The 24,439-nt window shown below is 58.5% G+C and carries 26 protein-coding genes, 4 tRNA genes and 1 pseudogene; 9 read left to right on the top strand and 22 right to left on the bottom strand.

What is annotated here, in order from left to right:
• Positions 1 to 41: 41 nt before the first annotated feature.
• The 7 genes from clpX to ACM1ZW_RS18730 all read right to left on the bottom strand — a co-directional run bounded on the left by clpX (position 42) and on the right by ACM1ZW_RS18730 (position 4,355).
• On the bottom strand, positions 42 to 1,325 hold the full coding sequence (gene clpX / locus ACM1ZW_RS18760; RefSeq protein WP_007946893.1) for an ATP-dependent Clp protease ATP-binding subunit ClpX: 1,284 nt from the start codon (positions 1,323 to 1,325) through the stop codon (positions 42 to 44).
• A 112-nt stretch (positions 1,326 to 1,437) separates the two neighbouring features.
• Complete coding sequence (gene clpP / locus ACM1ZW_RS18755) at positions 1,438 to 2,073, bottom strand: ATP-dependent Clp endopeptidase proteolytic subunit ClpP (RefSeq protein WP_017339698.1); 636 nt, start codon at positions 2,071 to 2,073, stop codon at positions 1,438 to 1,440.
• 93 nt (positions 2,074 to 2,166) lie between these two features.
• Positions 2,167 to 3,477 carry a trigger factor gene (tig, locus tag ACM1ZW_RS18750; protein ID WP_017339699.1) on the bottom strand — a complete coding sequence of 437 codons (1,311 nt, stop codon included), beginning with the start codon at positions 3,475 to 3,477 and terminating at the stop codon, positions 2,167 to 2,169.
• Between the two features lie 400 nt (positions 3,478 to 3,877).
• Positions 3,878 to 3,953, bottom strand: a tRNA-His gene (locus ACM1ZW_RS18745).
• A gap of 78 nt (positions 3,954 to 4,031) precedes the next feature.
• Positions 4,032 to 4,116, bottom strand: a tRNA-Leu gene (locus ACM1ZW_RS18740).
• Between the two features lie 54 nt (positions 4,117 to 4,170).
• Positions 4,171 to 4,246 (bottom strand) — tRNA-His (locus ACM1ZW_RS18735).
• A 32-nt stretch (positions 4,247 to 4,278) separates the two neighbouring features.
• Positions 4,279 to 4,355, bottom strand: a tRNA-Arg gene (locus ACM1ZW_RS18730).
• 275 nt (positions 4,356 to 4,630) lie between these two features.
• On the opposite strand from ACM1ZW_RS18730, the gene folD reads away from it, so the two are divergent.
• The 3 genes from folD (at position 4,631) to ACM1ZW_RS18715 (ending at position 7,988) form a co-directional block, all read left to right on the top strand.
• The gene (gene folD, locus ACM1ZW_RS18725; RefSeq protein WP_414878661.1) at positions 4,631 to 5,485 is read left to right on the top strand and encodes a bifunctional methylenetetrahydrofolate dehydrogenase/methenyltetrahydrofolate cyclohydrolase FolD; all 855 of its coding nucleotides are present in this window, start codon (positions 4,631 to 4,633) and stop codon (positions 5,483 to 5,485) included.
• 239 nt (positions 5,486 to 5,724) lie between these two features.
• Positions 5,725 to 6,663, top strand: coding sequence for a D-alanyl-D-alanine endopeptidase (gene pbpG / locus ACM1ZW_RS18720; RefSeq protein WP_017337582.1), 939 nt, complete (start codon positions 5,725 to 5,727; stop codon positions 6,661 to 6,663).
• 102 nt (positions 6,664 to 6,765) lie between these two features.
• A protein-coding gene (locus ACM1ZW_RS18715) for an IS3 family transposase (protein ID WP_416739011.1) occupies positions 6,766 to 7,988 on the top strand; the annotation gives its coding sequence in 2 pieces (ribosomal slippage) (positions 6,766 to 7,117 and positions 7,117 to 7,988; 1,224 coding nt in all).
• Between the two features lie 37 nt (positions 7,989 to 8,025).
• Here ACM1ZW_RS18715 and ACM1ZW_RS18710 read toward each other — a convergent pair.
• The 3 genes and pseudogenes from ACM1ZW_RS18710 to ACM1ZW_RS18700 all read right to left on the bottom strand — a co-directional run bounded on the left by ACM1ZW_RS18710 (position 8,026) and on the right by ACM1ZW_RS18700 (position 9,289).
• Complete coding sequence (locus ACM1ZW_RS18710) at positions 8,026 to 8,241, bottom strand: hypothetical protein (protein WP_017337581.1); 216 nt, start codon at positions 8,239 to 8,241, stop codon at positions 8,026 to 8,028.
• Between the two features lie 19 nt (positions 8,242 to 8,260).
• Positions 8,261 to 8,467 carry a DUF6021 family protein gene (locus ACM1ZW_RS18705; protein WP_017337580.1) on the bottom strand — a complete coding sequence of 69 codons (207 nt, stop codon included), beginning with the start codon at positions 8,465 to 8,467 and terminating at the stop codon, positions 8,261 to 8,263.
• A 95-nt stretch (positions 8,468 to 8,562) separates the two neighbouring features.
• Positions 8,563 to 9,289 (bottom strand): annotated as a pseudogene (locus tag ACM1ZW_RS18700) (peptidase C39 family protein).
• A gap of 166 nt (positions 9,290 to 9,455) precedes the next feature.
• On the opposite strand from ACM1ZW_RS18700, the gene ACM1ZW_RS18695 reads away from it, so the two are divergent.
• Positions 9,456 to 9,623: a hypothetical protein gene (locus ACM1ZW_RS18695; protein WP_017337578.1), complete on the top strand. Its 168-nt coding sequence runs from the start codon at positions 9,456 to 9,458 to the stop codon at positions 9,621 to 9,623.
• 81 nt (positions 9,624 to 9,704) lie between these two features.
• Here ACM1ZW_RS18695 and ACM1ZW_RS18690 read toward each other — a convergent pair whose 3' ends face one another.
• Positions 9,705 to 10,454 carry a TerC family protein gene (locus ACM1ZW_RS18690; RefSeq protein WP_017337577.1) on the bottom strand — a complete coding sequence of 250 codons (750 nt, stop codon included), beginning with the start codon at positions 10,452 to 10,454 and terminating at the stop codon, positions 9,705 to 9,707.
• A gap of 28 nt (positions 10,455 to 10,482) precedes the next feature.
• Entirely contained in the window at positions 10,483 to 10,725 is a 243-nt protein-coding gene (locus tag ACM1ZW_RS18685; RefSeq protein ID WP_416739010.1) for a hypothetical protein, read from the bottom strand.
• Between the two features lie 135 nt (positions 10,726 to 10,860).
• On the opposite strand from ACM1ZW_RS18685, the gene nhaR reads away from it, so the two are divergent.
• Positions 10,861 to 11,760, top strand: a complete 900-nt coding sequence (gene nhaR / locus ACM1ZW_RS18680) for a transcriptional activator NhaR (protein ID WP_017337575.1) — start codon at positions 10,861 to 10,863, stop codon at positions 11,758 to 11,760.
• A 4-nt stretch (positions 11,761 to 11,764) separates the two neighbouring features.
• On the opposite strand, the gene ACM1ZW_RS18675 is transcribed toward nhaR, so the two are convergent.
• A complete protein-coding gene (locus tag ACM1ZW_RS18675) occupies positions 11,765 to 12,919 on the bottom strand; it encodes an MFS transporter (protein WP_017337574.1) in 1,155 nt (384 codons plus the stop codon).
• A 278-nt stretch (positions 12,920 to 13,197) separates the two neighbouring features.
• On the opposite strand from ACM1ZW_RS18675, the gene sstT reads away from it, so the two are divergent.
• Positions 13,198 to 14,436, top strand: coding sequence for a serine/threonine transporter SstT (sstT, locus tag ACM1ZW_RS18670; protein ID WP_017337573.1), 1,239 nt, complete (start codon positions 13,198 to 13,200; stop codon positions 14,434 to 14,436).
• Between the two features lie 71 nt (positions 14,437 to 14,507).
• Here the strand turns inward: sstT and ACM1ZW_RS18665 are convergent, their stop codons facing one another.
• From ACM1ZW_RS18665 to ACM1ZW_RS18645, 5 genes are read right to left on the bottom strand one after another with little or no spacing between them, the layout of a single operon-like run.
• Positions 14,508 to 15,017, bottom strand: coding sequence for a DUF1993 domain-containing protein (locus tag ACM1ZW_RS18665; RefSeq protein ID WP_414878657.1), 510 nt, complete (start codon positions 15,015 to 15,017; stop codon positions 14,508 to 14,510).
• A gap of 40 nt (positions 15,018 to 15,057) precedes the next feature.
• Positions 15,058 to 16,578, bottom strand: coding sequence for an ArnT family glycosyltransferase (locus tag ACM1ZW_RS18660; protein ID WP_414884694.1), 1,521 nt, complete (start codon positions 16,576 to 16,578; stop codon positions 15,058 to 15,060).
• A gap of 3 nt (positions 16,579 to 16,581) precedes the next feature.
• Positions 16,582 to 16,860, bottom strand: coding sequence for a lipid-A-disaccharide synthase N-terminal domain-containing protein (locus tag ACM1ZW_RS18655; protein WP_017337570.1), 279 nt, complete (start codon positions 16,858 to 16,860; stop codon positions 16,582 to 16,584).
• Complete coding sequence (locus tag ACM1ZW_RS18650) at positions 16,857 to 17,597, bottom strand: glycosyltransferase family 2 protein (RefSeq protein WP_017337569.1); 741 nt, start codon at positions 17,595 to 17,597, stop codon at positions 16,857 to 16,859. Before ACM1ZW_RS18650 ends, ACM1ZW_RS18655 begins: the two co-directional genes overlap by 4 nt.
• Before the next feature lie 46 nt (positions 17,598 to 17,643).
• Positions 17,644 to 18,621, bottom strand: a complete 978-nt coding sequence (locus tag ACM1ZW_RS18645) for an NAD-dependent epimerase (protein WP_017337568.1) — start codon at positions 18,619 to 18,621, stop codon at positions 17,644 to 17,646.
• Between the two features lie 310 nt (positions 18,622 to 18,931).
• On the opposite strand from ACM1ZW_RS18645, the gene ACM1ZW_RS18640 reads away from it, so the two are divergent.
• Positions 18,932 to 19,579: a YceH family protein gene (locus ACM1ZW_RS18640; protein ID WP_414878654.1), complete on the top strand. Its 648-nt coding sequence runs from the start codon at positions 18,932 to 18,934 to the stop codon at positions 19,577 to 19,579.
• Between the two features lie 29 nt (positions 19,580 to 19,608).
• On the opposite strand, the gene ACM1ZW_RS18635 is transcribed toward ACM1ZW_RS18640, so the two are convergent.
• From ACM1ZW_RS18635 to ACM1ZW_RS18620, 4 genes are all read right to left on the bottom strand, one after another.
• On the bottom strand, positions 19,609 to 20,127 hold the full coding sequence (locus ACM1ZW_RS18635; RefSeq protein WP_416739009.1) for a cupin domain-containing protein: 519 nt from the start codon (positions 20,125 to 20,127) through the stop codon (positions 19,609 to 19,611).
• Between the two features lie 298 nt (positions 20,128 to 20,425).
• Positions 20,426 to 21,163: an S-methyl-5'-thioinosine phosphorylase gene (locus ACM1ZW_RS18630; RefSeq protein ID WP_017337565.1), complete on the bottom strand. Its 738-nt coding sequence runs from the start codon at positions 21,161 to 21,163 to the stop codon at positions 20,426 to 20,428.
• 12 nt (positions 21,164 to 21,175) lie between these two features.
• Entirely contained in the window at positions 21,176 to 22,186 is a 1,011-nt protein-coding gene (nagZ, locus tag ACM1ZW_RS18625) for a beta-N-acetylhexosaminidase (protein WP_416739008.1), read from the bottom strand.
• Between the two features lie 158 nt (positions 22,187 to 22,344).
• Positions 22,345 to 23,052 carry a TetR/AcrR family transcriptional regulator gene (locus tag ACM1ZW_RS18620; protein ID WP_162437418.1) on the bottom strand — a complete coding sequence of 236 codons (708 nt, stop codon included), beginning with the start codon at positions 23,050 to 23,052 and terminating at the stop codon, positions 22,345 to 22,347.
• A 229-nt stretch (positions 23,053 to 23,281) separates the two neighbouring features.
• On the opposite strand from ACM1ZW_RS18620, the gene lexA reads away from it, so the two are divergent.
• Both lexA and sulA read left to right on the top strand, forming a co-directional pair.
• Entirely contained in the window at positions 23,282 to 23,890 is a 609-nt protein-coding gene (gene lexA, locus ACM1ZW_RS18615) for a transcriptional repressor LexA (RefSeq protein WP_007944149.1), read from the top strand.
• 10 nt (positions 23,891 to 23,900) lie between these two features.
• Positions 23,901 to 24,374 (top strand): SOS-induced cell division inhibitor SulA, encoded by a 474-nt coding sequence (sulA, locus tag ACM1ZW_RS18610; protein ID WP_416739007.1) that lies wholly within the window; start codon positions 23,901 to 23,903, stop codon positions 24,372 to 24,374.
• The last annotated feature ends 65 nt before the right edge of the window (positions 24,375 to 24,439 follow it).

The raw sequence follows: 24,439 nt of genomic DNA, 5'->3' as shown, positions 1-24,439 counted from the left end.
AGGGGCCCGAAGGCCCCTTCTTTATTCCAGCTGCGTGACGCTTAAGCGTCTGGCGCGGCCTTGGCAGCCGGCTCACTGTTTTCGTAGATATACAGTGGCTTGGACTTGCCTTCTATAACGCTTTCATCGATCACTACTTTACTCACCTCGGACTGCGAGGGGATTTCATACATAGTGTCGAGCAATACACCTTCGAGAATCGAACGCAGTCCACGGGCACCGGTTTTGCGTTCCAGGGCACGTTTGGCGACCGATTTCAGCGCGTCGGCCCGGAATTCCAGGTCCACACCTTCCATCTCGAACAACTTGGCATACTGCTTGGTCAGAGCATTTTTCGGCTCGGTGAGGATCTGCATCAATGCAGCTTCATCAAGCTCGTCCAGCGTGGCAAGGACCGGCAGACGACCGACGAATTCCGGGATCAGACCGAACTTGACCAGATCGTCAGGCTCGACTTCACGCAGGGATTCACCGACTTTCTTGCCTTCTTCCTTGCTGCGCACTTCTGCGTTGAAACCGATGCCGCCCTTGGTGGAACGGTTTTGAATAACCTTTTCCAGACCGGAGAACGCACCGCCACAGATGAACAGGATGTTACGGGTGTCGACCTGAAGGAATTCCTGCTGCGGATGCTTGCGACCACCTTGGGGCGGAACAGAAGCGACCGTGCCTTCGATCAACTTGAGCAGGGCCTGCTGCACGCCTTCACCGGAAACGTCCCGGGTGATCGACGGGTTGTCAGACTTGCGCGAGATCTTGTCGATCTCATCGATGTAGACAATGCCCATCTGGGCTTTTTCCACGTCGTAATCGCACTTCTGCAGCAGCTTCTGAATGATGTTCTCGACGTCTTCACCCACGTAACCCGCCTCGGTGAGGGTGGTTGCGTCGGCGATGGTGAACGGAACATTCAACAAGCGGGCCAGTGTTTCGGCAAGCAGGGTTTTACCCGAGCCTGTCGGGCCGATCAGCAAGATGTTGCTTTTGCCGAGTTCGACGTCGTCATTCTTTTTGTCACGCTGGTTCAGGCGTTTGTAGTGGTTGTACACCGCTACGGCCAGAACCTTTTTCGCACGCTCCTGACCAATCACGTACTGATCAAGGATGCCGCTGATTTCTTTAGGCGAAGGCAATTTATGCGCGCTGCTTTCAGCCTGGGCTTCCTGCACCTCCTCTCGGATGATGTCATTGCACAGGTCGACGCACTCGTCGCAGATAAAGACCGAGGGGCCGGCAATCAATTTGCGCACTTCATGCTGGCTTTTGCCACAGAAGGAGCAATAGAGCAGCTTGCCGTTGTCCTCGCCGTTGCGGGTGTCAGTCATTCGTTCGATCCAAATCCGATAGGCTTGCAACACAAGATGAAGGCTATTGCGGGCTTTTTCAAGCCCGCTGGTGATCGGACCAGCCGACCCACCTTATTTTGAGCTGCTTATTTTAAGCGGGGCGCTGGGTGATCACTTCATCGATCAAGCCGTACTCACGCGCGGCTTCTGCGCTCATGAAATTGTCGCGGTTGGTATCGCGCTCGATTTCTTCGAGCGTGCGCCCGCTATGCTTGGCCATCAGCGTGTTGAGACGCTCGCGAATGAAGAGGATTTCCTTGGCATGGATTTCGATATCCGATGCCTGGCCCTGGAAACCGCCCAGTGGCTGGTGAATCATCACACGCGAGTTCGGCAGGCAGAAACGCTTGCCCGGAGCACCGGCCGTCAGCAGGAACGCGCCCATGCTGCACGCTTGACCGATACAGGTGGTCGACACGTTTGGCTTGATGAACTGCATGGTGTCGTAGATCGACATGCCCGCCGTCACCGAACCGCCCGGGGAGTTGATATAGAGATGGATGTCCTTGTCCGGGTTTTCCGCTTCAAGGAACAGCAGTTGCGCACAAATCAGGTTGGCCATGTAGTCCTCTACCGGACCAACCAGAAAGATCACTCGCTCCTTGAGAAGACGCGAGTAAATATCGTAGGCGCGCTCGCCACGAGCGGACTGCTCGACAACCATCGGGACCAGGCCGCCTGCGGCCTGGATATCAGAGTTCTGCTGAATATACGAATTACGGAACATGCTCTGCAGTCACTCCCAAATAGTTATGTCTTGAATACGCATAAGCCAGCACGAAGGCTGGCTTATGGTGTGTAGTTCCTACCGCAAAAACGATCAGTCGGCTTGTGGAGCTTCTACCGGCTTGACTGCTTCTTCGTAAGAGACCGATTTGTCGGTCACGCTAGCTTTCTGCAGAACAGTATCCACAACTTGTTCTTCCAGCACAACCGAACGGACTTCGTTCAGTTGCTGGTCGTTCTTGTAGTACCAGGACACAACCTGCTCAGGCTCTTGATAAGCCGAAGCCATTTCCTGAATCATTTCGCGAACGCGAGCTTCGTCAGGCTTGAGGTCGAATTGCTTGACCACTTCAGCCACGATCAGACCCAGTACAACGCGGCGCTTGGCTTGTTCTTCAAACAGCTCGGCCGGCAGTTGGTCTGGCTTGATGTTGCCGCCGAACTGCTGAACAGCCTGCACGCGCAGACGGTCAACTTCGTTGGACAGCAGAGCCTTTGGCACTTCAATCGGGTTGGTGGACAGCAGACCGTCCATTACCTGATTCTTGACCTTGGATTTGATCGCCTGACGCAGTTCACGCTCCATGTTCTTGCGAACTTCGGCGCGGAAGCCTTCCAGACCGGTTTCCTTGATGCCGAATTGAGCGAAGAATTCTTCGTTCAGTTCTGGCAGTTTCGGCTCGGAAACAGTGTTCACGGTCACGGTGAACTCGGCGGTTTTGCCTGCCAGGTCGAGGTTCTGATAGTCCTCTGGGAACGTCAGGTTCAGAACGCGCTCTTCGCCGGCCTTAGCGCCAACCAGACCGTCTTCAAAACCAGGAATCATGCGGCCGGAACCCAGGACCAGCTGAGTACCTTTGGCGGAACCGCCAGCGAACACTTCACCGTCGACCTTGCCGACGAAATCGATGTTCAGCTGGTCATCGTTCTGGGCAGCGCGATCGGCCACTTCGAAACGGGTGTTCTGCTTGCGCAGGACGTCCAGCATTTTGTCCAGGTCAGCGTCAGCCACGTCAGCGCTCAGGCGCTCTACGGTGATGCCTTCGAAACCGGCAACGGTGAACTCAGGGAACACTTCGAAAATCGCGACGTATTCCAGGTCTTTGCCAGCTTCCAGGGATTTTGGCTCGATGGAAGGAGCGCCAGCCGGGTTCAGCTTTTGCTCGACAACAGCTTCGTAGAACGAGGACTGGATGACGTCGCCGACAGCTTCCTGACGCGCATCAGCACCAAAACGGCGCTTGATTTCGCTCATTGGCACTTTGCCCGGACGGAAACCAGCGATCTTGGCCTTTTGGGCGGTCTGCTGCAGACGCTTGTTGACCTGAGTCTCGATGCGCTCAGCCGGCACGGTGATGCTCATGCGGCGCTCAAGAGCAGAAGTATTTTCAACAGAAACTTGCATGGATATTCCTCGTTGCACAGACGTTGGCCGGCCGTTTCCGACCCCAGAATCAAGGGCATGCATTCTAGTAGGTCAAACTCAAGAAGTCACCCTACTGAAAACGGGTAAAAACGCAGCAGGCAATTTAGAGGGACGAATGCACGAATGCATCTCGCCCCGGTGGCAAATACAACCCATCACGCCAAGGCTCTGCGCCAACCCTTCTATATATAGAAGCGGTTGCCGATCATCGCCCTGACAGCCAACCCTGCAAGCAAGGCCGGCGGGCAACGCGGCATCATCGAGAAACATAAATACGACGAAACGCCCTGCCCTTGCGACCCGGAACCGCAGCCGCCGATACTCAAAACACTGAAACAAAAAAGGCGCCAGACTGTTAAATCTGGCGCCTTTCGAAATATGGGGTGGACGATGGGGATCGAACCCACGACAACGGGAGTCACAATCCCGTGCTCTACCAACTGAGCTACGCCCACCATATTGCGTAACAAAAAAGCCAAACAACTTCTTTGTTGAGCTCCAACCAGGCCAACCGGCATGAGAGAAGCTTTATTTGGTGCGGATGAAGAGACTCGAACTCTTACGCCTCGCGGCGCTGGAACCTAAATCCAGTGTGTCTACCAATTCCACCACATCCGCGTATAGCCGTTAAAGCAAAGGCGCCAGACTGTTAATCTGGCGCCTTTCGAAATATGGGGTGGACGATGGGGATCGAACCCACGACAACGGGAGTCACAATCCCGTGCTCTACCAACTGAGCTACGCCCACCATATCGCGCTACTTGTGCCAAAGCTGCCTAATGGCGCACCCGGCAGGACTCGAACCTGCGACCATCCGCTTAGAAGGCGGATGCTCTATCCAGCTGAGCTACGGGCGCCTTATTAATCTGTACTCTTGGAGGACTACAAACTAAGTGCTTTTCAGCTTTGCAGAACCGTAATTCCGCGCAGCCTTCTTAACCAGTGCTAGGCTGTGCCCGACAAGTGCGACGAATAGTATAGAGCCCCCCGGGGGTCGTCAAATCCTTTTTAAAAAAAATTCATTTAATTAAAGGGGTTAGGGGAATTTGCAGACCAAGCGCCTTTGCCCTCACCTCATGACATGCGAGAATGCGTTCTCTTTTTTTCCCCTCTCGATGGTTAATCACGCGCAATGACTGCACAACTAATCGACGGCAAATCGATCGCCGCCAGCCTGCGCCAGCAGATCGCCAAACGCGTTACCGAGCGTCGCCAGCAAGGCCTGCGCACGCCGGGCCTCGCGGTGATCCTGGTCGGCAGCGATCCCGCCTCTCAGGTTTATGTCTCGCACAAGCGTAAAGACTGTGAAGAGGTCGGCTTCATTTCCCAAGCCTACGACCTGCCTTCCGAAACCACTCAAGAAGCGCTGACCGATCTGATCGATCGCCTGAACGACGACCCGGCAATCGACGGCGTTCTGCTTCAGCTGCCTTTGCCTGAACACCTGGATGCTTCCAAATTGCTGGAGCGCATCCGTCCGGACAAAGACGTCGACGGCTTCCATCCTTATAACGTCGGCCGCCTCGCCCAGCGTATTCCGCTGCTGCGCCCGTGCACGCCAAAAGGGATCATGGCACTGCTGGAAAGCACCGGTGCCGATCTTTACGGGATGGACGCCGTGGTTGTCGGCGCCTCCAACATTGTTGGCCGTCCGATGGCAATGGAATTGCTGCTGGCCGGTTGCACCGTGACTGTCACCCACCGTTTCACCAAGGATCTGGCGGGCCACGTCGGTCGCGCCGATCTGGTGGTTGTCGCTGCCGGCAAACCGGGCCTGGTCAAGGGTGAGTGGATCAAGGAAGGGGCCATCGTGATCGACGTCGGCATCAACCGTCAGGAAGACGGCAAACTGGTCGGCGATGTCATCTACGAAACCGCCCTGCCCCGCGCTGGCTGGATCACGCCAGTACCTGGTGGCGTGGGCCCGATGACCCGCGCCTGCCTGCTGGAAAACACGCTGTACGCGGCAGAAACCCTGCACAGCTGAGTTCACGCTTGAGCATCAGCGATGAACAAAAGAACCCCGCCAATGGCGGGGTTCTTTTTGCCCGGAGAATGAACGCTACCATTCGCCGGAAACCCGCTGTTTTGTGGGGGGGTTCAAGGACTTTCACCGGTTGATTGAACAACCATCGACAGTTCTTCAGCCATACTCCTAAAATGCGTCGGTTTTCAAGAAACAGCCCGTTACAGAACGGCAAATCCACACCTTATGAGTCTGCCAGCGTGAAAATCCGTCTTTCCATCCTGAGCCTATTTTTTGCAATTACAGGGACGTTCATCACGCCAACGGTCAATGCTGCCGATACCACCGCGGCACCTCGAGATACGAAACAACTCAAGCTGGCTTCCGGCAGCTCGTTGCTGCTGGATATGCAGACCAACAAAGTCATCTATGCCAGCAACCCCGATGTGGTTGTCCCTATCGCCTCCGTCAGCAAATTGATGACCGGTCTCGTGGTGGTCGAAGCCAGGCAGAACATGGACGAGTACATCAATATCAACATCAGCGATACGCCAGAAATGAAAGGCGTATTTTCCAGGGTGAAACTCAAAAGCGAATTGCCGCGCCGGGAAATGCTGCTGATCGCCCTGATGTCCTCGGAAAACCGCGCCGCCGCAAGCCTGGCCCACCACTATCCGGGCGGCTATGTCGCATTCATTGCCGCGATGAACGCCAAGGCCAAGGCGTTGGGCATGACCAGCACCCACTTCGTCGAACCAACCGGCCTCTCCCCTCGTAACGTCTCTACCGCCCGCGACCTGAGCAAATTGCTGATCGCCGCGCACAAGTATCCGTTATTGACCGAGTTGAGCACCACCAAGGAAAAAACCGTCTCGTTCCGCAAACCCAACTACAGCCTGGGCTTCCGCAATACCGACCATTTGGTCGGCAAGCCGAACTGGGACATCAAGCTGACGAAAACCGGCTTCACCAACGAGGCCGGCCATTGTCTCGTGCTGGTGACCAGCATGGGCAATCGTCCGGTGGCGCTGGTGATTCTCGACGCCTTCGGCAAGTACACGCACTTTGCCGATGCCAGTCGCATTCGCAACTGGGTCGAGACCGGCAAGGGCGCCGACGTTCCTTCCGTGGCCCTGCAATACAAATCGGAAAAGAACCTCAAGCACCGTCAGAGCGGTGTGGTTGAAGCCTCGAAGTAACGACGCTGACAGCAAAAGCCCCGATCAGTCGGGGCTTTTTTTCGTCCACTGTCCCGTCCTGAATAAGGTTTACACCTTCTGACTTCTTTTCAGGAAGGTGCAATGGATACGGGCACGAAGCGCAGTCAGCGTGATTACACACTGGCTTTTAAATTATCGGTTGTCCACCAGGTCGAAAAAGGCGAGTTGAGTTATAAAGAGGCTCAGCGGCGCTATGGGATTCAGGGTCGGTCGACGGTGCTGGTTTGGTTACGCAAACATGGTCGCCAGGACTGGAGCCAAGGCGCCTCCATTCGTTCCCAGAGGATCAGACCTATGGACGAGCCAACCTTGCCACTGACTCCCGAGCAAAGAATCAAAGAACTCGAAGAACAACTGGCGCTGGCAACTCAGAAAGCCCAATTCTTTGAAGCCGTGGTCGATGTTCTGAAAAATGACTACGGCGTATCTGTCGTAAAAAAGCGACCCGGCAAGTCGTTGCGCAAACCCAAACCCTGAGTGTCAGCAGGGCTTGCCAATTTATGGGAATAAGCCGTCAGGCCTATTACAAACGCAACCGGGTCTACAGGGCTCGGGCCGACCAGGATCAGCAGCTCATAACGTTTGTAGAGAAGGTCCGTGTTCGCCAACCGTGCATCGGCACTCGCAAGCTGCATTCGATGATGCATGAGCAGCGTGAGCAACAGGAGCTCCATGTTGGCCGGGATCGTTTGTTCGCGGTTTTGCGGGAAAGCCGCCAGTTGGTCCGCAGAAAACGGGCGTATCACAAGACGACCGACAGCCATCATCGCTTCCGCCGACACCCCAATCTGCTGAAACCAAGCCCGGAACAAATAGTCGCTACCGGCCCAGAACAGGTCTGGGTGGCCGATATTACGTACCTGCCTACCCGTGATGGCGTTGCCTATTTGAGTTTAGTGACGGATGTCTTTTCGAGAAAAATAGTCGGCTATCACGTGCATGAAAGTCTGCACACCGACTCCGTGGTGCAAGCCTTTCGAATGGCTTTGAAGCGACGTCGAAGCGTTCAGAAACTAGTCCATCACTCGGATCGAGGCGCCCAGTACTGCTCGGCCCTTTATCAAGAAATGCACGCAAAGCATGGCATCACTTGCTCGATGACCGACGGCTACGACTGCTACCAAAACGCCTTGGCAGAGCGGGTCAACGGCATCTTGAAAACAGAGTTCTTGATCCACCGACCTGCGGATTTTGCGCAGGCCACACAGATGGTGCGAGAGGCCGTCACGATCTACAACCAGGAGCGGCCGCACCTCTCTTTAAAATACAAAACGCCCGATGCGGTGCATCGGGCGTTAGGGTGAAACAGGTGTAAACCTATTTCAGGACTAGACACACGCGTTAATCATTCGGCAGCGGCATCTGGTCGTCATCCGGAATGCCATCGCCGGCACTCGGATCCCTTCTGCCCTGCGGATGTTCGGTCGGCACCACCACAGGCCTGGCCAATGGGTCGCGCATCGGGCTGTCAGGGTCCATCACCGGATCAATGTCGTCTTCGGGGGTGGTGGGAACACTGTCCGGACGCTTGTCGTCAAAACTCGAATCGGTCGACATATACACCTCGCACTGAACGTCAGGGTTTCAGATTTGCCAGCGGGTCGTAAGGTTTCGCGGGGGCCTTGGTATCCTCGCCAGGCTTTACATCCTTGGGCGCCTTGGCCGGGCCGACAGGATCGACCTGCGGATCGGCGAGGTCCGGCGAATCAGGGTCAAAACCCAACTCGTCGCCTGATGAATGCTCAGACGAGTGCGGGCCGGTGGGTGCAGTGGGATTTGTCATGAATGCCTCCTTGGAACTGGCCCGGAAAAATCCGGGCCCTTATTCCTCAGAGGCCAACCGCGCGCAGCAGTGCAATGCAGATGACGAACGGAAAGCTACTGAGCGCCCAGTGCCTTCTTCGCACGAGCCGCCGCTTGCTCCTGACCGGCCTGAGCCAGGTCACTCGCCGCTTTCAACCAGCGTTGCTGATCGACATTGGCCGGAATCTGGTTCGGTTTCTGGATCAGCACCGCCCAACCGCCGGCGTCCTTGAAAGCCGACTCAAACGAACCGAAGCTCATCAATTCCCGACGATTCATCCCGGCGCGCAGCAGGACGGTCCGCTTCTGACGGTTGTACCCGGCGAGAATCGCGTAACGCGGTTCCGCCCAAAAGGCCGAGCCCTCGGTGAAACGCACCATCACCGGATAGCCTGCCGCGACCTGGGTCAGCAGCGCAGGCAAATGGCTGTCGAGGGGATAAACGACCATGCCGTACTCGCGGGCGAGGTTTTGCATGTTCTGTTGCAATTGCGCTTCGGCGCCCGGTACGTGCAGGGGTTTTTCGAGCAAACCCGGTGTAATCACAATGCCCTGTTGCGACAGCATGCTCGCCAGGACCTGAGGTCCGCTTTGATAATCTTGCCCGCGGTAGAACGTGCCGCTGAGCTCAACCCGTTCCGGCAGCCGCTTGACCTCAGGCGCAACGCTTCCCGCGCAGCCGGCCAGACCCGCAACACAACCGGCAATCAGTGCTGCCATTCGAATTCGCGACATTACCCGCACCCTCATCACTCCGTTGTTCAATCGCCGTCATTCTGCTCCCGGCCTGGCCGTCGATCATAGGACGCCACGCAGCAGCGGTATAGCCTTAACCGGCAGTTCAGTGCATTCGATAGAGCGAACTGGTTGATGAAGGCGACCTTTGGTCAATAGCCTGAAACATGGCAGCGACTAGACTGTCACTTGCAGAGAGTGTGTGCCCGCAGCAGGGCAAAGAGGAGGCACCGATGAGCCTGACAATGACCATAATCATGTTGATTTCCGGCTGGCTGGCCGTTGCCGCCGCCATGTTGTGGGGCGTCCTGCGAATTACGCGCCGGCACCATCACCCTGCCCACCCCCTTCAGGTAGCGAAGACCGATAAACCGGCTCCCCGCCACGCGACGGCACATTGACCCGCGCATTCAAACGGCCCGAACAAAAAAAAAGGCCGCCTGAGCTCTTGCGAGCGCAGGCGGCCTTTTGTTTATCGCAGGTTACGCTTCAGCGGCGATGCGCTTCTGCTTGGCCCGCCGGGACATCATGTTCAAGCCCTCGATCGTGGCCGAGAACGCCATGGCCGCGTAGACATAGCCTTTCGGTACGTGGGCGCCGAAGCCTTCGGCGATCAGCGTCATGCCAATCATGATCAGGAAGCCCAGCGCCAGCATCACCACTGTCGGGTTGTCGTTGATGAACTTGGCCAACGGGTCCGCCGCGAGCAACATCACCAGCACCGACACCACCACCGCGATGATCATGATCGGCAAATGCTCGGTCATGCCGACAGCGGTAATGATGCTGTCGATGGAGAACACCATGTCCAGCATCAGGATCTGACCGATCGCTGCGGCAAAGCCCAGGGTCACGGTCGAGGTGGCCGACTTCGGATCATCCGGCGCAGGGTCCATGCTGTGGTGGATTTCGGTGGTCGCTTTCCACAACAGGAACAGGCCACCGGCGATCAGGATCATGTCTTTCCAGGAGAACGCGTGGCCGAGGATCTCGATCACAGGCTCAGTCAACTGGACGATGAACGCGATGGTGCTCAGCAGTGCCAGTCGCAGGATCAGCGCCATGCCGATACCAATGCGCCGCGCTTTCTGCCGATGCTGCTCCGGCAGTTTATTGGTCAGGATCGAGATGAAGATCAGGTTGTCGATGCCGAGCACGATTTCCATCACCACCAACGTAGCCAGGGCAACCCAGGCGGTGGGGCTTGCAGCAAGTTCTAAAAGGTATTCCATGGGTCAGTCCTGACTCGTTTAAGACGGTTTAGATTTCCTGGGACGAAGATTCGGATTTCTCTTTGTCGTCGCCCGATGGTTCTTTCTTGCTGATCAGCCCGCCGGTGGCATCGCTGATCGCTTGCTCGGCGGCCTTGTGGGTGTCGTCAATCGCCTGCTTGGCGGATTCGGCAGCCTTGCCCATCAGTTGCTGAGCGCTTTTTTCAGCCTGGTCGCAACCGGCCAATATCAGTAAAGACGCGATCAGCAGTGCCGTGGTTTTAAGCTTCATGATGCTTTCCTCGATAGAACCGAACAGGCCGAAACGATGGCCCGTTGATAGCGAGGCATTCTAGGGAGGCAAACACTTCAGGAAAATTCGTATTTTTGGCGGTTATACTTCGGTTTTAACGAACTGTAGGTCGCCATGCTCAACTATCGACAACTGCATTATTTCTGGGTGGTGGCCAAGACCGGCAGCATCGTCCGTGCCTGCGAGCAACTGAACCTGACGCCGCAGACCATCAGCGGGCAGATATCCTTGCTCGAACAAACGTATGGCATCGAATTGTTTCGCCGGGTTGGCCGACAGTTGGAGCTCACCGAAGCCGGGCGTCAGGCCCTGCCCTACGCCGAACAGATGTTTCAGCTCGGCGGCGAACTGGAGTTGATGTTGCGGGCGCAACCCAACGAGCAGCAGATTCTGTTTCGGGTCGGAGTGGCCGACGTTGTGCCCAAATCCATCGTTTATCGCCTGATTGCACCAACCATGGAGTTGAGCGAGCCGCTGCGTATCACCTGTCGCGAGGACAAACTCGAACGCTTGCTCGCCGACCTGGCGATTCAGCGCCTCGACCTGGTGATCTCCGACAGCCCGATGCCGTCGCACCTGGACATCAAGGGCTACAGCCAGAAACTCGGGGAATGCGGGATCAGCTTCTTCGCCACCCCTGAACTGGCGGCACAGTACGGCCAGGATTTCCCCCGCAGCCTGCACGGCGCGCCACTGCTGATCCCGGGACCGGAAACCGTGGTGCGCAGTCGCTTGCAGCGCTGGTTTGCCGAGCAACAGATCCAGCCGCGCATCGTCGGCGAGTTCGATGACAGCGCCCTGATGCAGGCGTTTGGCCAATCCGGCAGCGGGATTTTCATCGGCCCGAGCGTGATTGCCGATGAAGTGAAACGCCAATGCAGCGTGGAACTGATTGGCCAGACCGACGCCGTGACCGAATCGTTCTACGCCATTTCGGTGGAACGCAAGGTCAAGCACCCCGGCATCGTTGCGATTACCGAAGGTGCCCGGCGCGAACTGTTCACCGCGATGTAAGGTGTCAGGCGCAGATTTCGCGGGGCTTGAAGGTCATCAGCGCCATGGCCAGCAGAATCGAAGCCAGGATGAAAGCCGCCGCCGCAAAGCCAAGCCCGCCCAAGCCAACGCTGTCGATCACGCGCCCGCCGACCATCGCACCCAAACCGATCCCGAGGTTGGCCCCGGCAATGTTCAGCGACGCGGCAAAGGCCGGCGCCTCGGGCGCTGCCTTCATCAAACGCACATGACTGACCAGGAACAACGCAGCCTGCGTCACTCCCCAGATCCCCATCGCGGCCGCCAGCCCCAGTGGCGAATGAATGTTCGGCACCAGCGCCACCATGCCGGCAATCATGAAGGCGCAGAACGTCACGGAAGCGATCAGCGGATGACGATCCACCGCACGACCGCCCAACGAGTTGCCGATCAAGCCGACTGCGCCGAAGCCCATCAGGCACCAGCCCACCACCGTGCCGTTGAAACCGGCCAACCGCTCAAGGATGTCAGCCAGGTAGGTGTAAGCGGTGAACATGCCGCTGAACACCAGGATCGACAGCAACACGTGCCCAATCATCAGCGGACTGCGCAGGATCTTGAACTGTGAACGGAAACTCACCTGATGCTGGTGCAGGCTGGTTTTCGGCAAGTAGATAAACAGCAACAACGCCTTGGCAAACGCGATGACCGCCAAAATGCCGAAGGCACTGCGCCAACCGAATGCATCGGAAATCAGTGTGCCGACCGGAATCCCAAACACCGTGGCGCAGACGATGCCAAAACCGATCTTGGCGATGGCGCGTCCTGCGTAATCCGGCCCGACGATGTCCACCGCCGTCTCACTGGCCAGCGCCCAGAACACCGGCAGCCCGAGCGCGGGGATCAACCGCGCAACGGCCATCACCCAAATGTTCGGCGCAAATGCTGCGAGGGTGTTGGCCAGGCCGAACATGATCAACACCGAGATGAACAGCTTGCGCCGTTCGAATCGGGCGAAGTACGCAGTCAGGAATGGCCCGAACGCGGCGACGGTGAAGGCGAACAAGGTCACCAGCAAACCCGCTTGCGGGATGGTGACTTCGAGGTCTCGGGCAATCGCCGGCAACAGGCCGACGATGACGAATTCCGTGGTCAGCACCGTAAAACCGGCAGCGGACAACAGAAGGATGGGCAACAGCATGCAGAACTCCAGAAAACGGCGACACCAGCGATAGCCCGAAGGCCCACTGGCAGAGATGAAAATGAGGATGCGCAATGTTAACAGAGTGTTTCCGAAGGGGGTTGCACGAACCTGCAATTCGCGTTTAACCGGCGGGCGGCAGATCGTCACAGGTCTGAAGGATGACGACGACGCTGTGATAAAGTCCGCGCCCTGCGATTCGTACACCCTGATCATCGCCCATTTAATGGCCCCGATGTCGCGACAACCCCGCACCTAATAAAATCAGAGATGCCGTTATGACCGCTTCATCCCCTTCGTTACTGCAACGCTTGAAACGCTTGAGCCTGGTTTCGCAAATCATCATCGGCCTGCTCGCCGGGATTGCCCTGGCGCTGGTTGCGCCCGAGGTGGCGAAGTCCACCGCGTTTATCGGCAAAGTGTTCGTCTCGGCGTTGAAAGCCGTCGCGCCGATTCTGGTGTTCGTGCTGGTCATGGCGTCGATCGCCAACCACAAGCACGGCCAGGAAACCCACATCCGGCCGATTCTGTTTCTGTACCTGCTCGGCACGTTTGCCGCCGCAGTGGTCGCGGTCGTGGCCAGTATGATGTTCCCGTCGAGCCTGGTGCTGGCCACTCACGACGTCGCGGTGACGGCGCCGGGCGGTATCAGTGAAGTGCTGAAAAGTCTGTTGCTGAGCGTGGTGGACAACCCGGTCAGCGCGCTGATGAATGCCAACTTCATCGGCATTCTGGCGTGGGCCATTGGCATGGGCATTGCCATTCGCCATGCCGGTGACACCACCCGTGAAGTGCTCGGCGATTTGTCTAACGGCGTGACCCTGATCGTGCGCCTGGTAATTCGTTTCGCGCCGCTGGGGATTTTCGGCCTGGTGGCATCGACGCTTGCCACTTCCGGTTTTGGTGCCTTGGTCGGCTACGCGCATCTGCTGGCGGTTTTGCTGGGCTGCATGCTGTTTGTGGCGCTGGTGATGAACCCGGTAATCGTGTTCTGGAAGCTGCGTCGCAACCCGTATCCACTGGTGCTCATGTGCCTGCGTGAAAGCGGCATCACGGCGTTTTTTACCCGCAGCTCGGCGGCGAACATTCCGGTCAACCTGGAACTGAGCAAGCGTCTGGGGCTGCACGAGGACACTTATTCGGTTTCCATTCCGCTGGGCGCCACCATCAACATGGCGGGTGCTGCGATCACCATCACCGTGTTGACGCTGGCGGCTGTGCATACGCTGGGTATCGCTGTGGATATTCCGACTGCCATTCTGTTGAGCGTCGTTTCGGCGATTTGTGCCTGCGGTGCGTCGGGTGTGGCGGGTGGCTCGCTATTGCTGATTCCATTGGCGTGCAGTCTGTTTGGTATTCCCAGTGAAATCGCCATGCAGGTGGTGGCGGTCGGTTTCATTATCGGGGTGTTGCAGGATTCGGCGGAGACTGCGTTGAATTCGTCTACTGATGTGCTGTTTACGGCGGCGGCTTGTTTGGGGGAGAAGGAGAAGGAGAAGGTTCAGCAGTTGGCGTGATGCGCTAATCCCTACACATGAAAAAGCCCCCGCAACCTGAGGCTGCGGGGGCTTTTTTGTACCCGGGCGGTTTAGAACGCGCCCATGTAATCGCGCTTGCCCACTTCCACGCCGTTGTGGCGCAGCAGTGCATAAGCGGTGGTGACGTGGAAGAAGAACTGCGGCAAGCCGTAGCTCAGCAAGTAAGCCTGGCCGCTGAAGCGCTTCTCTTTCGGCGTGCCTGGACGAGTAACGATCTCGATGCCTTCCTTGCCGTTGATCTGCTCAGGCTTGATCTCACCGATGTAACCCAGAACCTTGGTCAGCAGCGCTTGCAACTCGGCAAAGGTGGTTTCAGTGTCGTCGTACTTCGGCACTTCGATCTCGGCCAGACGCGAAGAAACACCCTTGGCGAAATCCACCGCGATCTGCACCTGACGCACCAGCGGGAACATGTCAGGGAACAGACGGGCTTGCAGGAAAGCATTTGGGTCAATGTTCTTGGCGGTAGCGTGGGCTTCGGCCTTGTTCAGAACATCGCTCAGGGCAGTGAGCATTTGTTTGAAAACCGGAACGGAAGCGTCATACAGGGAAATGGTCATGGCAGTCTCGTGTGGTGACAGATGTAAAACGTGGGGTCGATTATAGCGATGCACGGTCCCAGGTGAAGCGATAGATATGGCCGGGCGGGCCAGGATGACAATTGCCGTTATCGGCGTCGGCACCGACGATCGACCACTGCGCCCGGGAGGTTTCACCCAGCTCGCGGGCGGCCTGAGAATTGAAACACTGGGCGAGCTGATCATCCGGGACCAACGCGTACGCCTGCGGATGTTCGCGCAGCCACCGCGCCGCCTGCTCGACCGTTGAACCCGCCATTCCGAAATGCACGATCGGCTGCCTTGCGAACAACCAATGGCCCTCACGCCAATTGACCAACACCAGGTCGGCGCCCTGGGTCATGGCCGCCGCCTGCGCCATCAACGCCTCGTGGGGATTGGCACCGTCCTTGACCGGCTCGATGAAACCGCGGGCGAACCACAGCGCAAACCAGGTCACGGCCACCCCCTGAAATATCCGCCAGCCGAGCAGGCGTCGACGGAACCAGCGCTTGAACAGCCACGGCATCAGCGGCGCGGCAATCAACACCAGCCCCGGTAATGCCGGGTAGATGTACAACTTGCGCTTGCCGCTGCTCAGGCAGAAAAAAAGCACGACCAGCAGCACCCACCCCAGCAGCACCAGCACTCGACCGTCGCGCTTGCGCAATTGCCGGCCCCAGGCGGGAATCAGCCATGGCAACGCGAGTACCAACGGCAGCCAATATTGCGGAATAACGCTGATGAAGAAATACCAGAACGGCTCGCGATGGTCCCAGGCTGCGGCATAGCGCCCCGCCGTCTGGCGCAGCAGGATTTCCCGCGCATAGGCGATCTCGTCAGCGCCGCCATTGAGCGCGATGGACAGCGCCAAGGGCAGCAGCCAGATGGCAACCGCGCCCAGCACCACCACAACACCCATACACCATTTGCGCGCCTCGCCCGGCATCGCCACCACACCGGGCCAGCCTTTGCGCACCGCGTAGGCATACGGAATCAGCATCAAGGCCGGCACGAAGCCGACCCCTTTAGTGATCACGCCGATCCCCATGGCGGCGCATCCGGCGTAAAACCAGCGCCAGGCAGGCCCGAGCAGCAGATGACGGGCCAGGCCATACAGGCCCAGCGAAGTGAACAGAATCAGAAAACTGTCGATCTGGCCGGTGCGCAGAATGCTGTACGTCTGATAGGTCGCCAGGTACAACAGCGCCGCCGTTCGACCGGCTCGCCGGTTCCAGAGTCGGCGGCCCAGGTCGTAGAGCATGGCCGTGACCGAAGTAGCGGACAGCAGCCCCGGAATATACAGGGCAATGGCGGGCATCCCGGTGATCCAGGTGAAAAACGCCACGGTCCACATGAATATTGGGGGTTTATCGCCGTAAATCTCCGCGGCGCGATGGGGAATCAACCACGAACCGTTGTGCAGCATCTCCAGCGCCACACCGAGGAAGCGTTCTTCATCGACATTCTGCGGCTGGCGCAATCCCAGTCCCGCGCCAACCAACAACAGAGCAAGCAGCATCAGCCCCAGGCATTCGACGCCGGGTGACAGGGTTCGGCGCATGGGTCAGTCCTTCACGGTTTTGCTGCGGGCAATCAATTGCAGGTTGCGCAAGTAAACGATGGAGCCGAACGCCTGGCCGGCGATGAACACCGGGTCCTGCCGGTAAATCGCATAGGCGAACAACAGCGTGCTGCCGATGATGCTCAGGTACCAGAAGCTCACCGGGATCACGCTGCGTTTTTTGTATTCGCTGTACAGCCACTGCAGGACGAAGCGTCCGGTGAAGGCGATCTGGCCACTGAAACCGACCACCAGCCACAGGGTTTCGCGGGACAGGTTCATCCGTCGATCTCCTGCGCTTGGGTATTCAGACGCGTGCGCCGGATCAGCCACCAGACACCGATCAGGTCGAGAACCCCCACCAGCGCACGGTCAATGTTGCCGTACTTGGAAACCCCGGCCGTGCGCGATCGGTGGTTGACCGGGTGGGTGATCATGCGGCCGTTGTGGCGCTGGATCAGCGCAGGAATGTAGCGGTGCATATGGTCGAAATACGGCAAACGCAGAAACGCCGCGCGCTGGATCAGTTTCAGCCCGCAACCAGTGTCCGGCGTCTGGTCCTTGAGCATGCGCCGGCGTATGCCGTTGGCAAACCGCGAAGCCCAGCGCTTGCTCGCGGTGTCGCGGCGGTTGACCCGATGCCCGGCCACCAATTGCAGGTCGACGCCTGCGCGCTCACTGCGCACCAGTGCCAGCATGCCGGGGATGTCCGCCGGGTCGTTTTGACCGTCGCCATCGAGGGTGGCCAGCCATTGGCCCCGGGCAGCGAGCGCGGCATGGTAGAGCGAAGTACTCTGCCCCAGCGAATGCTCATGCCGCAGAATGCGCAACGTGCTCAGGCCGCTGTGCCGGGTGTTGCGCAATGCCTGCAAGGTGGCGTCAGTGCTGCCATCGTCGACAACGATGACTTCGTACGCTTCATCCGCCAGTGCGATGCGGATTTCTTCCAGCAGCGTGGTGAGATTGCTTGCTTCGTTCTTGGCCGGAATCAGCACCGATACAAATAGGTCTTGGCTCATAGAGGCCCCTGTTTCCCTGGATTTTTCATGATCGAGGGCCAATGTTTCAAATCTGATAAAAGTGGCGATACCACTTCACGAATTGCGCAACGCCGGTCTCGACCGACACCTGCGGAAGAAAATCGACCCATTGCGCCAATGCCGACACGTCTGCCCAGGTCTTGAGCACATCGCCCGCCTGCATCGGCAGCAAATTGCGCCGGGCTTGCCGGTCCAGGGCCGACTCCAGACAATCGACGAAATCCAGCAGTGCCACAGGCATGCCGCGTCCGATATTGAAAATCCGGTTGATGCCCTCGCCAGCCGACTCCGGCAACGGCGGACGTGGACGCAGGCGCGCGATGCTTTCGACGATGTCATCGATGTAGGTGAAATCCCGCGACATCAAGCCCTGGTTGTAGAGTTCGATCGGCCTGTCGTTGAGGATCGCTTCGGTGAACTTGAACAGCGCCATGTCAGGGCGACCCCAAGGTCCGTATACGGTAAAGAAGCGCAGGCCGCTGGCCTTGATTCCATACAGATGGCAGTAGCTGTGGGCCATCAGCTCATTGGCGCGCTTGGTCGCGGCGTACAGCGAAACCGGATGATCGACGGCATCTTCGACGCAGAACGGCATTTTGCTGTTGGTGCCGTACACCGAGCTGCTCGAGGCATAGATCAGATGCTCGGGGCGATGGTGTCGGCAGGCTTCCAGCACATTCAGAAACCCCGTCAGGTTCGATTGCGCATACACGTCCGGGTTGTCCAGCGAATAGCGAACGCCGGCCTGGGCGGCCAGGTGGATCACTTCTGTGAAGTCGTGCTTCTGGAACAATGCCAATAGCGCAGGCTTGTCGACGATATCCAGCGTCTGGAACTGAAAGCCCGACAAGGCACGCAGCTCCTTGAGCCGGGCGTGTTTGAGTTCCACGCTGTAGTAGTCGTTGAGATTATCGATGCCGACCACTTCAAGACCTTGCTCACACAAGCGCTTGACCGTATGAAAACCGATGAAACCGGCGGCGCCGGTGACCAGCACGGTCATGGCAGACACGCGCTGATCAGCGCATTATTACGGGTCGTTCCCAATCTCAGCGTCATGCCTTGCTCCAGGTTGCAGTCAGTAAGGCCAGTGACGTCGTCGATACGTTCTGACGCCGCGCCTGTCAGGCGCAGCCGTCATTTCGCGGCCCTGCATACGGTGCCCGCCGGAATGTAAAAATAGCGTTATGGATTGATGTAGCTTTTATGACCATTGTCGGTTGGCGCGACGAATTCATTTGCCATTGGCGCGCGCCAATCTAAAGTGCATGCCAGCAGGAGAAGACTATGAACCGGGGTAAGGACGCAGCATCATGAGCACTGAGCAAGAAACGACTTTCGACGAACCACGCCTGAACAGCACGGAAATCCGCATTCTCGGTTCGTTGATCGAGAAACAGGCCACCAGCCCGGAAACCTATCCGCTGACCCTCAATGCCCTGGTGATTGCCTGCAACCAGAAAACCAGCCGCGAACCGGTGATGAACCTCACCCAGGGCCAGGTCGGCCAGAGCCTGCGCGCCCTCGAAGGTCGCGGGTTTACCAGACTGGTGATGGGCAGCCGGGCCGATCGCTGGGAACACAAGGTCGACAAGGCCCTGGAGCTGGTGCCGGCACAGGTGATTCTGACGGGACTGCTGTTTCTGCGAGGTCCGCAGACGGTCAACGAACTGCTGACCCGCAGCGGCCGCATGCATGAGTTCGAAGATGCCGAACAGGTCGTGCATCAACTTGAACGGTTGATTGCTCGCGGTCTAGCGTTGCTGATTCCGCGGCAGGCCGGGCAGCGGGAGGATCGCTATATGCATGCGCTGGGTGATCCGGCGGATATCGAAGCGATCCTCGCGGCGCGGCAAAATCCGGTCGAGCGTGGGGCCGGCAGCGGTGTTTCCGTGGAGCGGATCGAAGAGCTGGAGGCGCGCATTGCGGCGCTGGAAGAGCGGCTGGCACGGCTCGAATAAACCGACGGCACATTTGGCGAGTGGCGTACCTACTCGCCGTCCCAGTAATCCACGCCGTCAGACGGCCGGGCAATGGCGACGAAGCCCGACGCATTGCCCTCGGCATCGACCTTGAAGTCGTCCATCACCGCGTATTTGCCAGAATCAGGGTACTCGCAGATTTCCGGCGATTGCTGGGTGCTGACCGCCAGGTAGCGCAGCTCGCCGGTGCTGGTATTGATGATCTGGTGTGCCGCTTCCGGACCGCCCGGCGGGCAGGCGATCACGTCACCCGCACGGATGGGAAAACGCTCGGCCCCGAGACGGATCTCCCCTTCCCCGGCCACCACATAAAACATTTCCTCATTGACCCGATGACTGTGAAACGGACTGCCACGCATCCCCGGTTCCAGCACGCACAAGCGATAGCCAAGCTTTTGCGCACCCAGTTGCTGACCGACGCGGGCCATCCGCTGCCGATAGCGCCCGGCCGTTTCACCGGTCGGCGCAAGAGCTTCGGGCAGCGGTTCAAGTTCTACCTGATTCAGGTTGAGAATGGCGGGATGCATGAAAACCTCGGGGCACGGTGTTTGTTATCTGGATGGGCAAGTCTTTGCTTGCTGGTGAGCAGTATAGGCCGGGAAAAGTACTGCGGCCGGTTCGAATCCGGGTCGCGGCAGTCATGGGCAAGCCGCTCGTATCTTGAGCCGGAATCAGACTGGGGGTGAAAGCGGTGAGAGGCAAGCTGGGTGCCCGCAGTCATCGACTTCCAGAGGCTACGGCTCAATTATTCTCGTCATGGAATCAACGCCGCTTGAAACCCGGTGAATCGTGAGGCGACCGGAGAGGTCATCCGGTCGCTTGAGCTCAACCCGCCAATACCCGCGCCAATGTGGATTTGACCTTGCCCATGCCGTCATGCAGCGCCTGCTCGATCTCCGCCATGGTGATCACCGCTGTCGACTTGCCCGCTGCCGGGTTCACCACCAATGCCAGACAGGCGTAATCCAGTTCCAGCTCGCGTGCCAACGCTGCTTCCGGCATGCCGGTCATGCCGACGATGTCGCAGCCGTCACGCTCCAGGCGCGCAATCTCCGCCACTGTTTCCAGACGCGGGCCCTGGGTGCACGCATACACGCCATGGCTGCTGTAGCCGACGCCTTCAGCCGCCAGCGCCGCGATCAATTGCTGACGCAGCGATTCGCTGTAGGGATAGCTGAAGTCGATATGGGTGACCTGCTCCAGGTCATCGGCAAAATAGGTGTGTTCGCGGCCGCTGGTGTAGTCGATCAGTTGGTGCGGCACGCAGAAATGTCCGGTGCCCATGGCGGCATGAATCCCCCCTACTGCATTGACTGCAAGGATCGCCTCGGCACCGGCCTGCTTCAATGCCCAGAGGTTGGCGCGGTAGTTCACCTGATGCGGTGGAAAACGGTGCGGGTGCCCGTGACGTGCGAGGAACAACACTTCCTTGCCGGCATACTCACCGATCTGCACTTCGGCCGAAGGTGCGCCATAAGGAGTGTCCACCGCCAACGACTGACGAATGCTCAGGCCTTCGAGTTGAGTCAGGCCGGTGCCACCAATAATCGCGTAAACCGTCATAACGTGAAGTCCTTATTCAATCAGTTGAGCGTCTTTGAGCGCGCCAATGGCTGTCAGCCATCGCGGATCCTGACGGTATTCAGTGCTGGCGTACGACTGGCCACGCATGTGCGCGATGCGCTCGGACGGCTTGACCTTCAAACGCTGGGCGGCGCTCAGGGCGAGTTCCGCAGCGGCGCGGTCGTTGCACACCAGGCCCATGTCACAACCGGCAGACAATGCGGCTTCGATTCGGCTGGCAGCATCACCGACCACATGGGCGCCGGCCATCGACAGATCGTCGCTGAAGATCACGCCATCGAACTGCAATTCGCCGCGCAGGATGTCCTGCAACCAGCGACGGGAGAAGCCGGCGGGTTGGGAATCGACTTGCGGGTAAATGACATGGGCCGGCATGACGGCGGCCAATTGCTTGCTCAACCGGGCGAACGGCACCAGGTCGTTGGCGCGGATCTCGTCGAGGCTGCGTTCGTCATTCGGGATCGCGACGTGGGAATCCGCCTCCGCCCAGCCGTGTCCGGGGAAGTGCTTGCCGGTGGCCGCCATTCCCGCGCTGTTCATGCCACGGATAAATGCACCGGCCAGCAGCGCCGCGCGCTCCGGATCACCTTCAAACGAACGGGTGCCGACCACGGCGCTGCGCTGGTAATCGAGATCCAGCACCGGGGCAAAGCTCAGGTCGAGGCCCACGGCCAACACTTCGGTAGCCATGATCCAGCCGCACTGTTCCGCCAGGTATTCGGCGTTCGAATTGTCGGCGATGGCGCGCATGGCCGGCAGTCGCACGAAGCCCTGGCGCAGGCGTTGCACGCGACCGCCCTCCTGATCCACTGCCAGCAGCAGATCGGGGCGAATGGCACGAATCGAGGCGCTCAGTTCGCGCACCTGACGCGGGTGCTCGATGTTGCGGGCAAAAATGATCAGGCCACCCACTTCGGGCTGGCGCAACAATTGGCGATCCTCGGCCGTCAGCCAGGTACCGGCGACGTCCACCATCAACGAGCCTTGCAGGCCAGCAGTCATAGAGATTCCTTGATAACGATAAACCTGGCTCGCACGCATTCGCCGCCCTGGGCTGTGCCCTGCAGGTCGGCGATAAAAATGGGGAGCGGGTTCAGAACGAGAGTCGGCATGGGCGGCTAGCTTAGCGGATGTCAGCTGCCGCGCCCACCCGTGTGCGGTTAAACCTTGGCGGCAACCGGTGTCGATTTGCTGCGCGGACGCAACTGCGCAGTGGCCATGGCCGTGTCGGTCACCCCGGTTTCAGCACGCATGCCGGCCGCCAGGAACGGCACCATCAGGCGCATCACTTGCTCGATGGAGGTGTTGACGCCGAAATCGGTTTCGGCAATCGCACGCAAGGCCTTGATACCGGACATGCTGAACGCCGCAGCACCCAGCATGAAGTGCACACGCCAGAACAGTTCGATCGGCGGAATGCGCGGTGCGGCTTCGTTGACCAGCGTCATGTAGCGGCGGAATACCTTGCCGTACATGTCTTCGAGATACCGACGCAAGTGACCCTGGCTCTGGCTGAATGCCAGTCCCAGCAATCGCATGAAGATGGAGAGATCGTTGCCGCTGCGTGGCTGCACCACCAGGGCTTGCTCGACGAGGATTTCCAGCAGTTCTTCAAGTGTCGGCTTGTTCTCGGGCTTGGCCTGGCGCCGCTCCAGCTCTTTATCGAGGCTCAGGCAGAACGGTCCGAGAAAACGCGAGAATACGGCTTGAATCAGCGCCTTCTTCGAGCCGAAGTGATAATTCACAGCCGCCAGATTGACCCCGGCCTTGCTGGTGATTAAACGCAGTGAGGTTTCAGCAAAACCTTTTTCCGCGAACAACTGCTCCGCAGCATCGAGAATGCGTTCAACGGTTTCCGACTGGGCCATGGCTACTCCGCCTGACAAACACTTGTTTGAAACATACGTTTCAACCCTGGCCTTGTCAAGCCTGCCGGTTCGTTTCGGGAATGCTCGGTCAGCTATTTAACCATACATCTGCGCCGTGTTAATCAGCACGCTGAATGACCGTCCGGCGGCCGGAAAAAAATGGGGCATTGCCAAGATGCTTTCACTGTATATAATCCCAGTCACTGTATAAAAAGACAGAGCGATCAATATGCTAAAGCTGACGCCACGCCAAGCCGAGATTCTGGCCTTCATCAAACGCTGCCTGGAAGACAACGGCTACCCGCCGACCCGCGCGGAAATCGCTCAGGAACTGGGTTTCAAGTCGCCCAATGCGGCAGAAGAACACCTCAAGGCACTGGCTCGCAAAGGCGCCATCGAGATGACGCCAGGCGCCTCCCGCGGCATCCGCATCCCCGGCTTCGAAGCCAAGGCAGACGAGTCCACCCTGCCAATCATTGGCCGGGTCGCTGCCGGTGCGCCGATCCTTGCCCAGCAGCACATCGAAGAGTCCTGCAACATTAATCCTGCGTTCTTCCATCCTCGTGCTGACTATTTACTGCGAGTTCATGGCATGAGCATGAAGGATGTGGGAATTTTCGATGGCGACCTGTTGGCCGTCCATACCACCCGCGAAGCCCGCAACGGCCAGATCGTGGTGGCGCGTATCGGTGACGAAGTGACAGTCAAACGCTTCAAGCGTGACGGCAGCAAAGTCTGGCTGATTGCCGAGAACCCTGAATTCGCCCCTATCGAAGTGAACCTGAAAGATCAGGAGCTGGTGATCGAAGGCTTGAGTGTCGGCGTCATTCGCCGCTAAAGGAGGCTTTATGCAGTTCCCACACACATCACAGCAAGCCCAACTGCCGTTGTTCGAGGCTTTCATGGTGCAGCCGATGGCACCGATTCTGAACGACGTGGTCGAGTCGCCCTGGAGCGCCGAACCCGAAGTTTTCAGTGAGCTGTCACTGCGTGGTGCGGCCGGGAACTGCCTGAGCCTTCTGGCACCGATCCTCAGGGAGTTGAGCGAGGATCAGGATGCGCGCTGGCTGACACTGATCGCCCCGCCCGCCAGCCTGACACAAACCTGGCTGCGAGAAGCCGGCCTGAATCGTGAACGTATTTTGCTGCTGCAACCGCGCGGCACCCAAAGCGCACAACAGCTGACCTGCGAAGCCTTGCGCCTGGGTCGCAGCCACACCGTCGTCAGTTGGCTCAACCCGTTGAGCACCACGTCACGGCAACAGTTGATCAGCGCCGCCCGGACCGGGGACGCACAAAGCCTGAATATTCGACTGGGCTGAACGAAGAGTGAGCTGAGCAATGCGGGGCTTCTCCAGGGACAGAGAAGCCGATCAATAGCGGTATC

Origin of the sequence: Pseudomonas sp. NFX71, assembly GCF_048079215.1 — a bacterium.
Lineage (GTDB): Bacteria > Pseudomonadota > Gammaproteobacteria > Pseudomonadales > Pseudomonadaceae > Aquipseudomonas > Aquipseudomonas fluorescens_B.
This window is presented reverse-complemented; position numbering and strand designations above follow the sequence as displayed.

Coding starts and splice junctions, on each gene's coding strand:
- clpX (WP_007946893.1), bottom strand. CDS start 1,325: ATGACTGACACCCGCAACGGCGAGGACAACGGCAAGCTGCTCTATTGC.
- clpP (WP_017339698.1), bottom strand. CDS start 2,073: ATGTTCCGTAATTCGTATATTCAGCAGAACTCTGATATCCAGGCCGCA.
- tig (WP_017339699.1), bottom strand. CDS start 3,477: ATGCAAGTTTCTGTTGAAAATACTTCTGCTCTTGAGCGCCGCATGAGC.
- folD (WP_414878661.1), top strand. CDS start 4,631: ATGACTGCACAACTAATCGACGGCAAATCGATCGCCGCCAGCCTGCGC.
- ACM1ZW_RS18710 (WP_017337581.1), bottom strand. CDS start 8,241: ATGTCGACCGATTCGAGTTTTGACGACAAGCGTCCGGACAGTGTTCCC.
- ACM1ZW_RS18705 (WP_017337580.1), bottom strand. CDS start 8,467: ATGACAAATCCCACTGCACCCACCGGCCCGCACTCGTCTGAGCATTCA.
- ACM1ZW_RS18695 (WP_017337578.1), top strand. CDS start 9,456: ATGAGCCTGACAATGACCATAATCATGTTGATTTCCGGCTGGCTGGCC.
- ACM1ZW_RS18690 (WP_017337577.1), bottom strand. CDS start 10,454: ATGGAATACCTTTTAGAACTTGCTGCAAGCCCCACCGCCTGGGTTGCC.
- ACM1ZW_RS18685 (WP_416739010.1), bottom strand. CDS start 10,725: ATGAAGCTTAAAACCACGGCACTGCTGATCGCGTCTTTACTGATATTG.
- nhaR (WP_017337575.1), top strand. CDS start 10,861: ATGCTCAACTATCGACAACTGCATTATTTCTGGGTGGTGGCCAAGACC.
- ACM1ZW_RS18675 (WP_017337574.1), bottom strand. CDS start 12,919: ATGCTGTTGCCCATCCTTCTGTTGTCCGCTGCCGGTTTTACGGTGCTG.
- sstT (WP_017337573.1), top strand. CDS start 13,198: ATGACCGCTTCATCCCCTTCGTTACTGCAACGCTTGAAACGCTTGAGC.
- ACM1ZW_RS18665 (WP_414878657.1), bottom strand. CDS start 15,017: ATGACCATTTCCCTGTATGACGCTTCCGTTCCGGTTTTCAAACAAATG.
- ACM1ZW_RS18660 (WP_414884694.1), bottom strand. CDS start 16,578: ATGCGCCGAACCCTGTCACCCGGCGTCGAATGCCTGGGGCTGATGCTG.
- ACM1ZW_RS18655 (WP_017337570.1), bottom strand. CDS start 16,860: ATGAACCTGTCCCGCGAAACCCTGTGGCTGGTGGTCGGTTTCAGTGGC.
- ACM1ZW_RS18650 (WP_017337569.1), bottom strand. CDS start 17,597: ATGAGCCAAGACCTATTTGTATCGGTGCTGATTCCGGCCAAGAACGAA.
- ACM1ZW_RS18645 (WP_017337568.1), bottom strand. CDS start 18,621: ATGACCGTGCTGGTCACCGGCGCCGCCGGTTTCATCGGTTTTCATACG.
- ACM1ZW_RS18640 (WP_414878654.1), top strand. CDS start 18,932: ATGAGCACTGAGCAAGAAACGACTTTCGACGAACCACGCCTGAACAGC.
- ACM1ZW_RS18635 (WP_416739009.1), bottom strand. CDS start 20,127: ATGCATCCCGCCATTCTCAACCTGAATCAGGTAGAACTTGAACCGCTG.
- ACM1ZW_RS18630 (WP_017337565.1), bottom strand. CDS start 21,163: ATGACGGTTTACGCGATTATTGGTGGCACCGGCCTGACTCAACTCGAA.
- nagZ (WP_416739008.1), bottom strand. CDS start 22,186: ATGACTGCTGGCCTGCAAGGCTCGTTGATGGTGGACGTCGCCGGTACC.
- ACM1ZW_RS18620 (WP_162437418.1), bottom strand. CDS start 23,052: ATGGCCCAGTCGGAAACCGTTGAACGCATTCTCGATGCTGCGGAGCAG.
- lexA (WP_007944149.1), top strand. CDS start 23,282: ATGCTAAAGCTGACGCCACGCCAAGCCGAGATTCTGGCCTTCATCAAA.
- sulA (WP_416739007.1), top strand. CDS start 23,901: ATGCAGTTCCCACACACATCACAGCAAGCCCAACTGCCGTTGTTCGAG.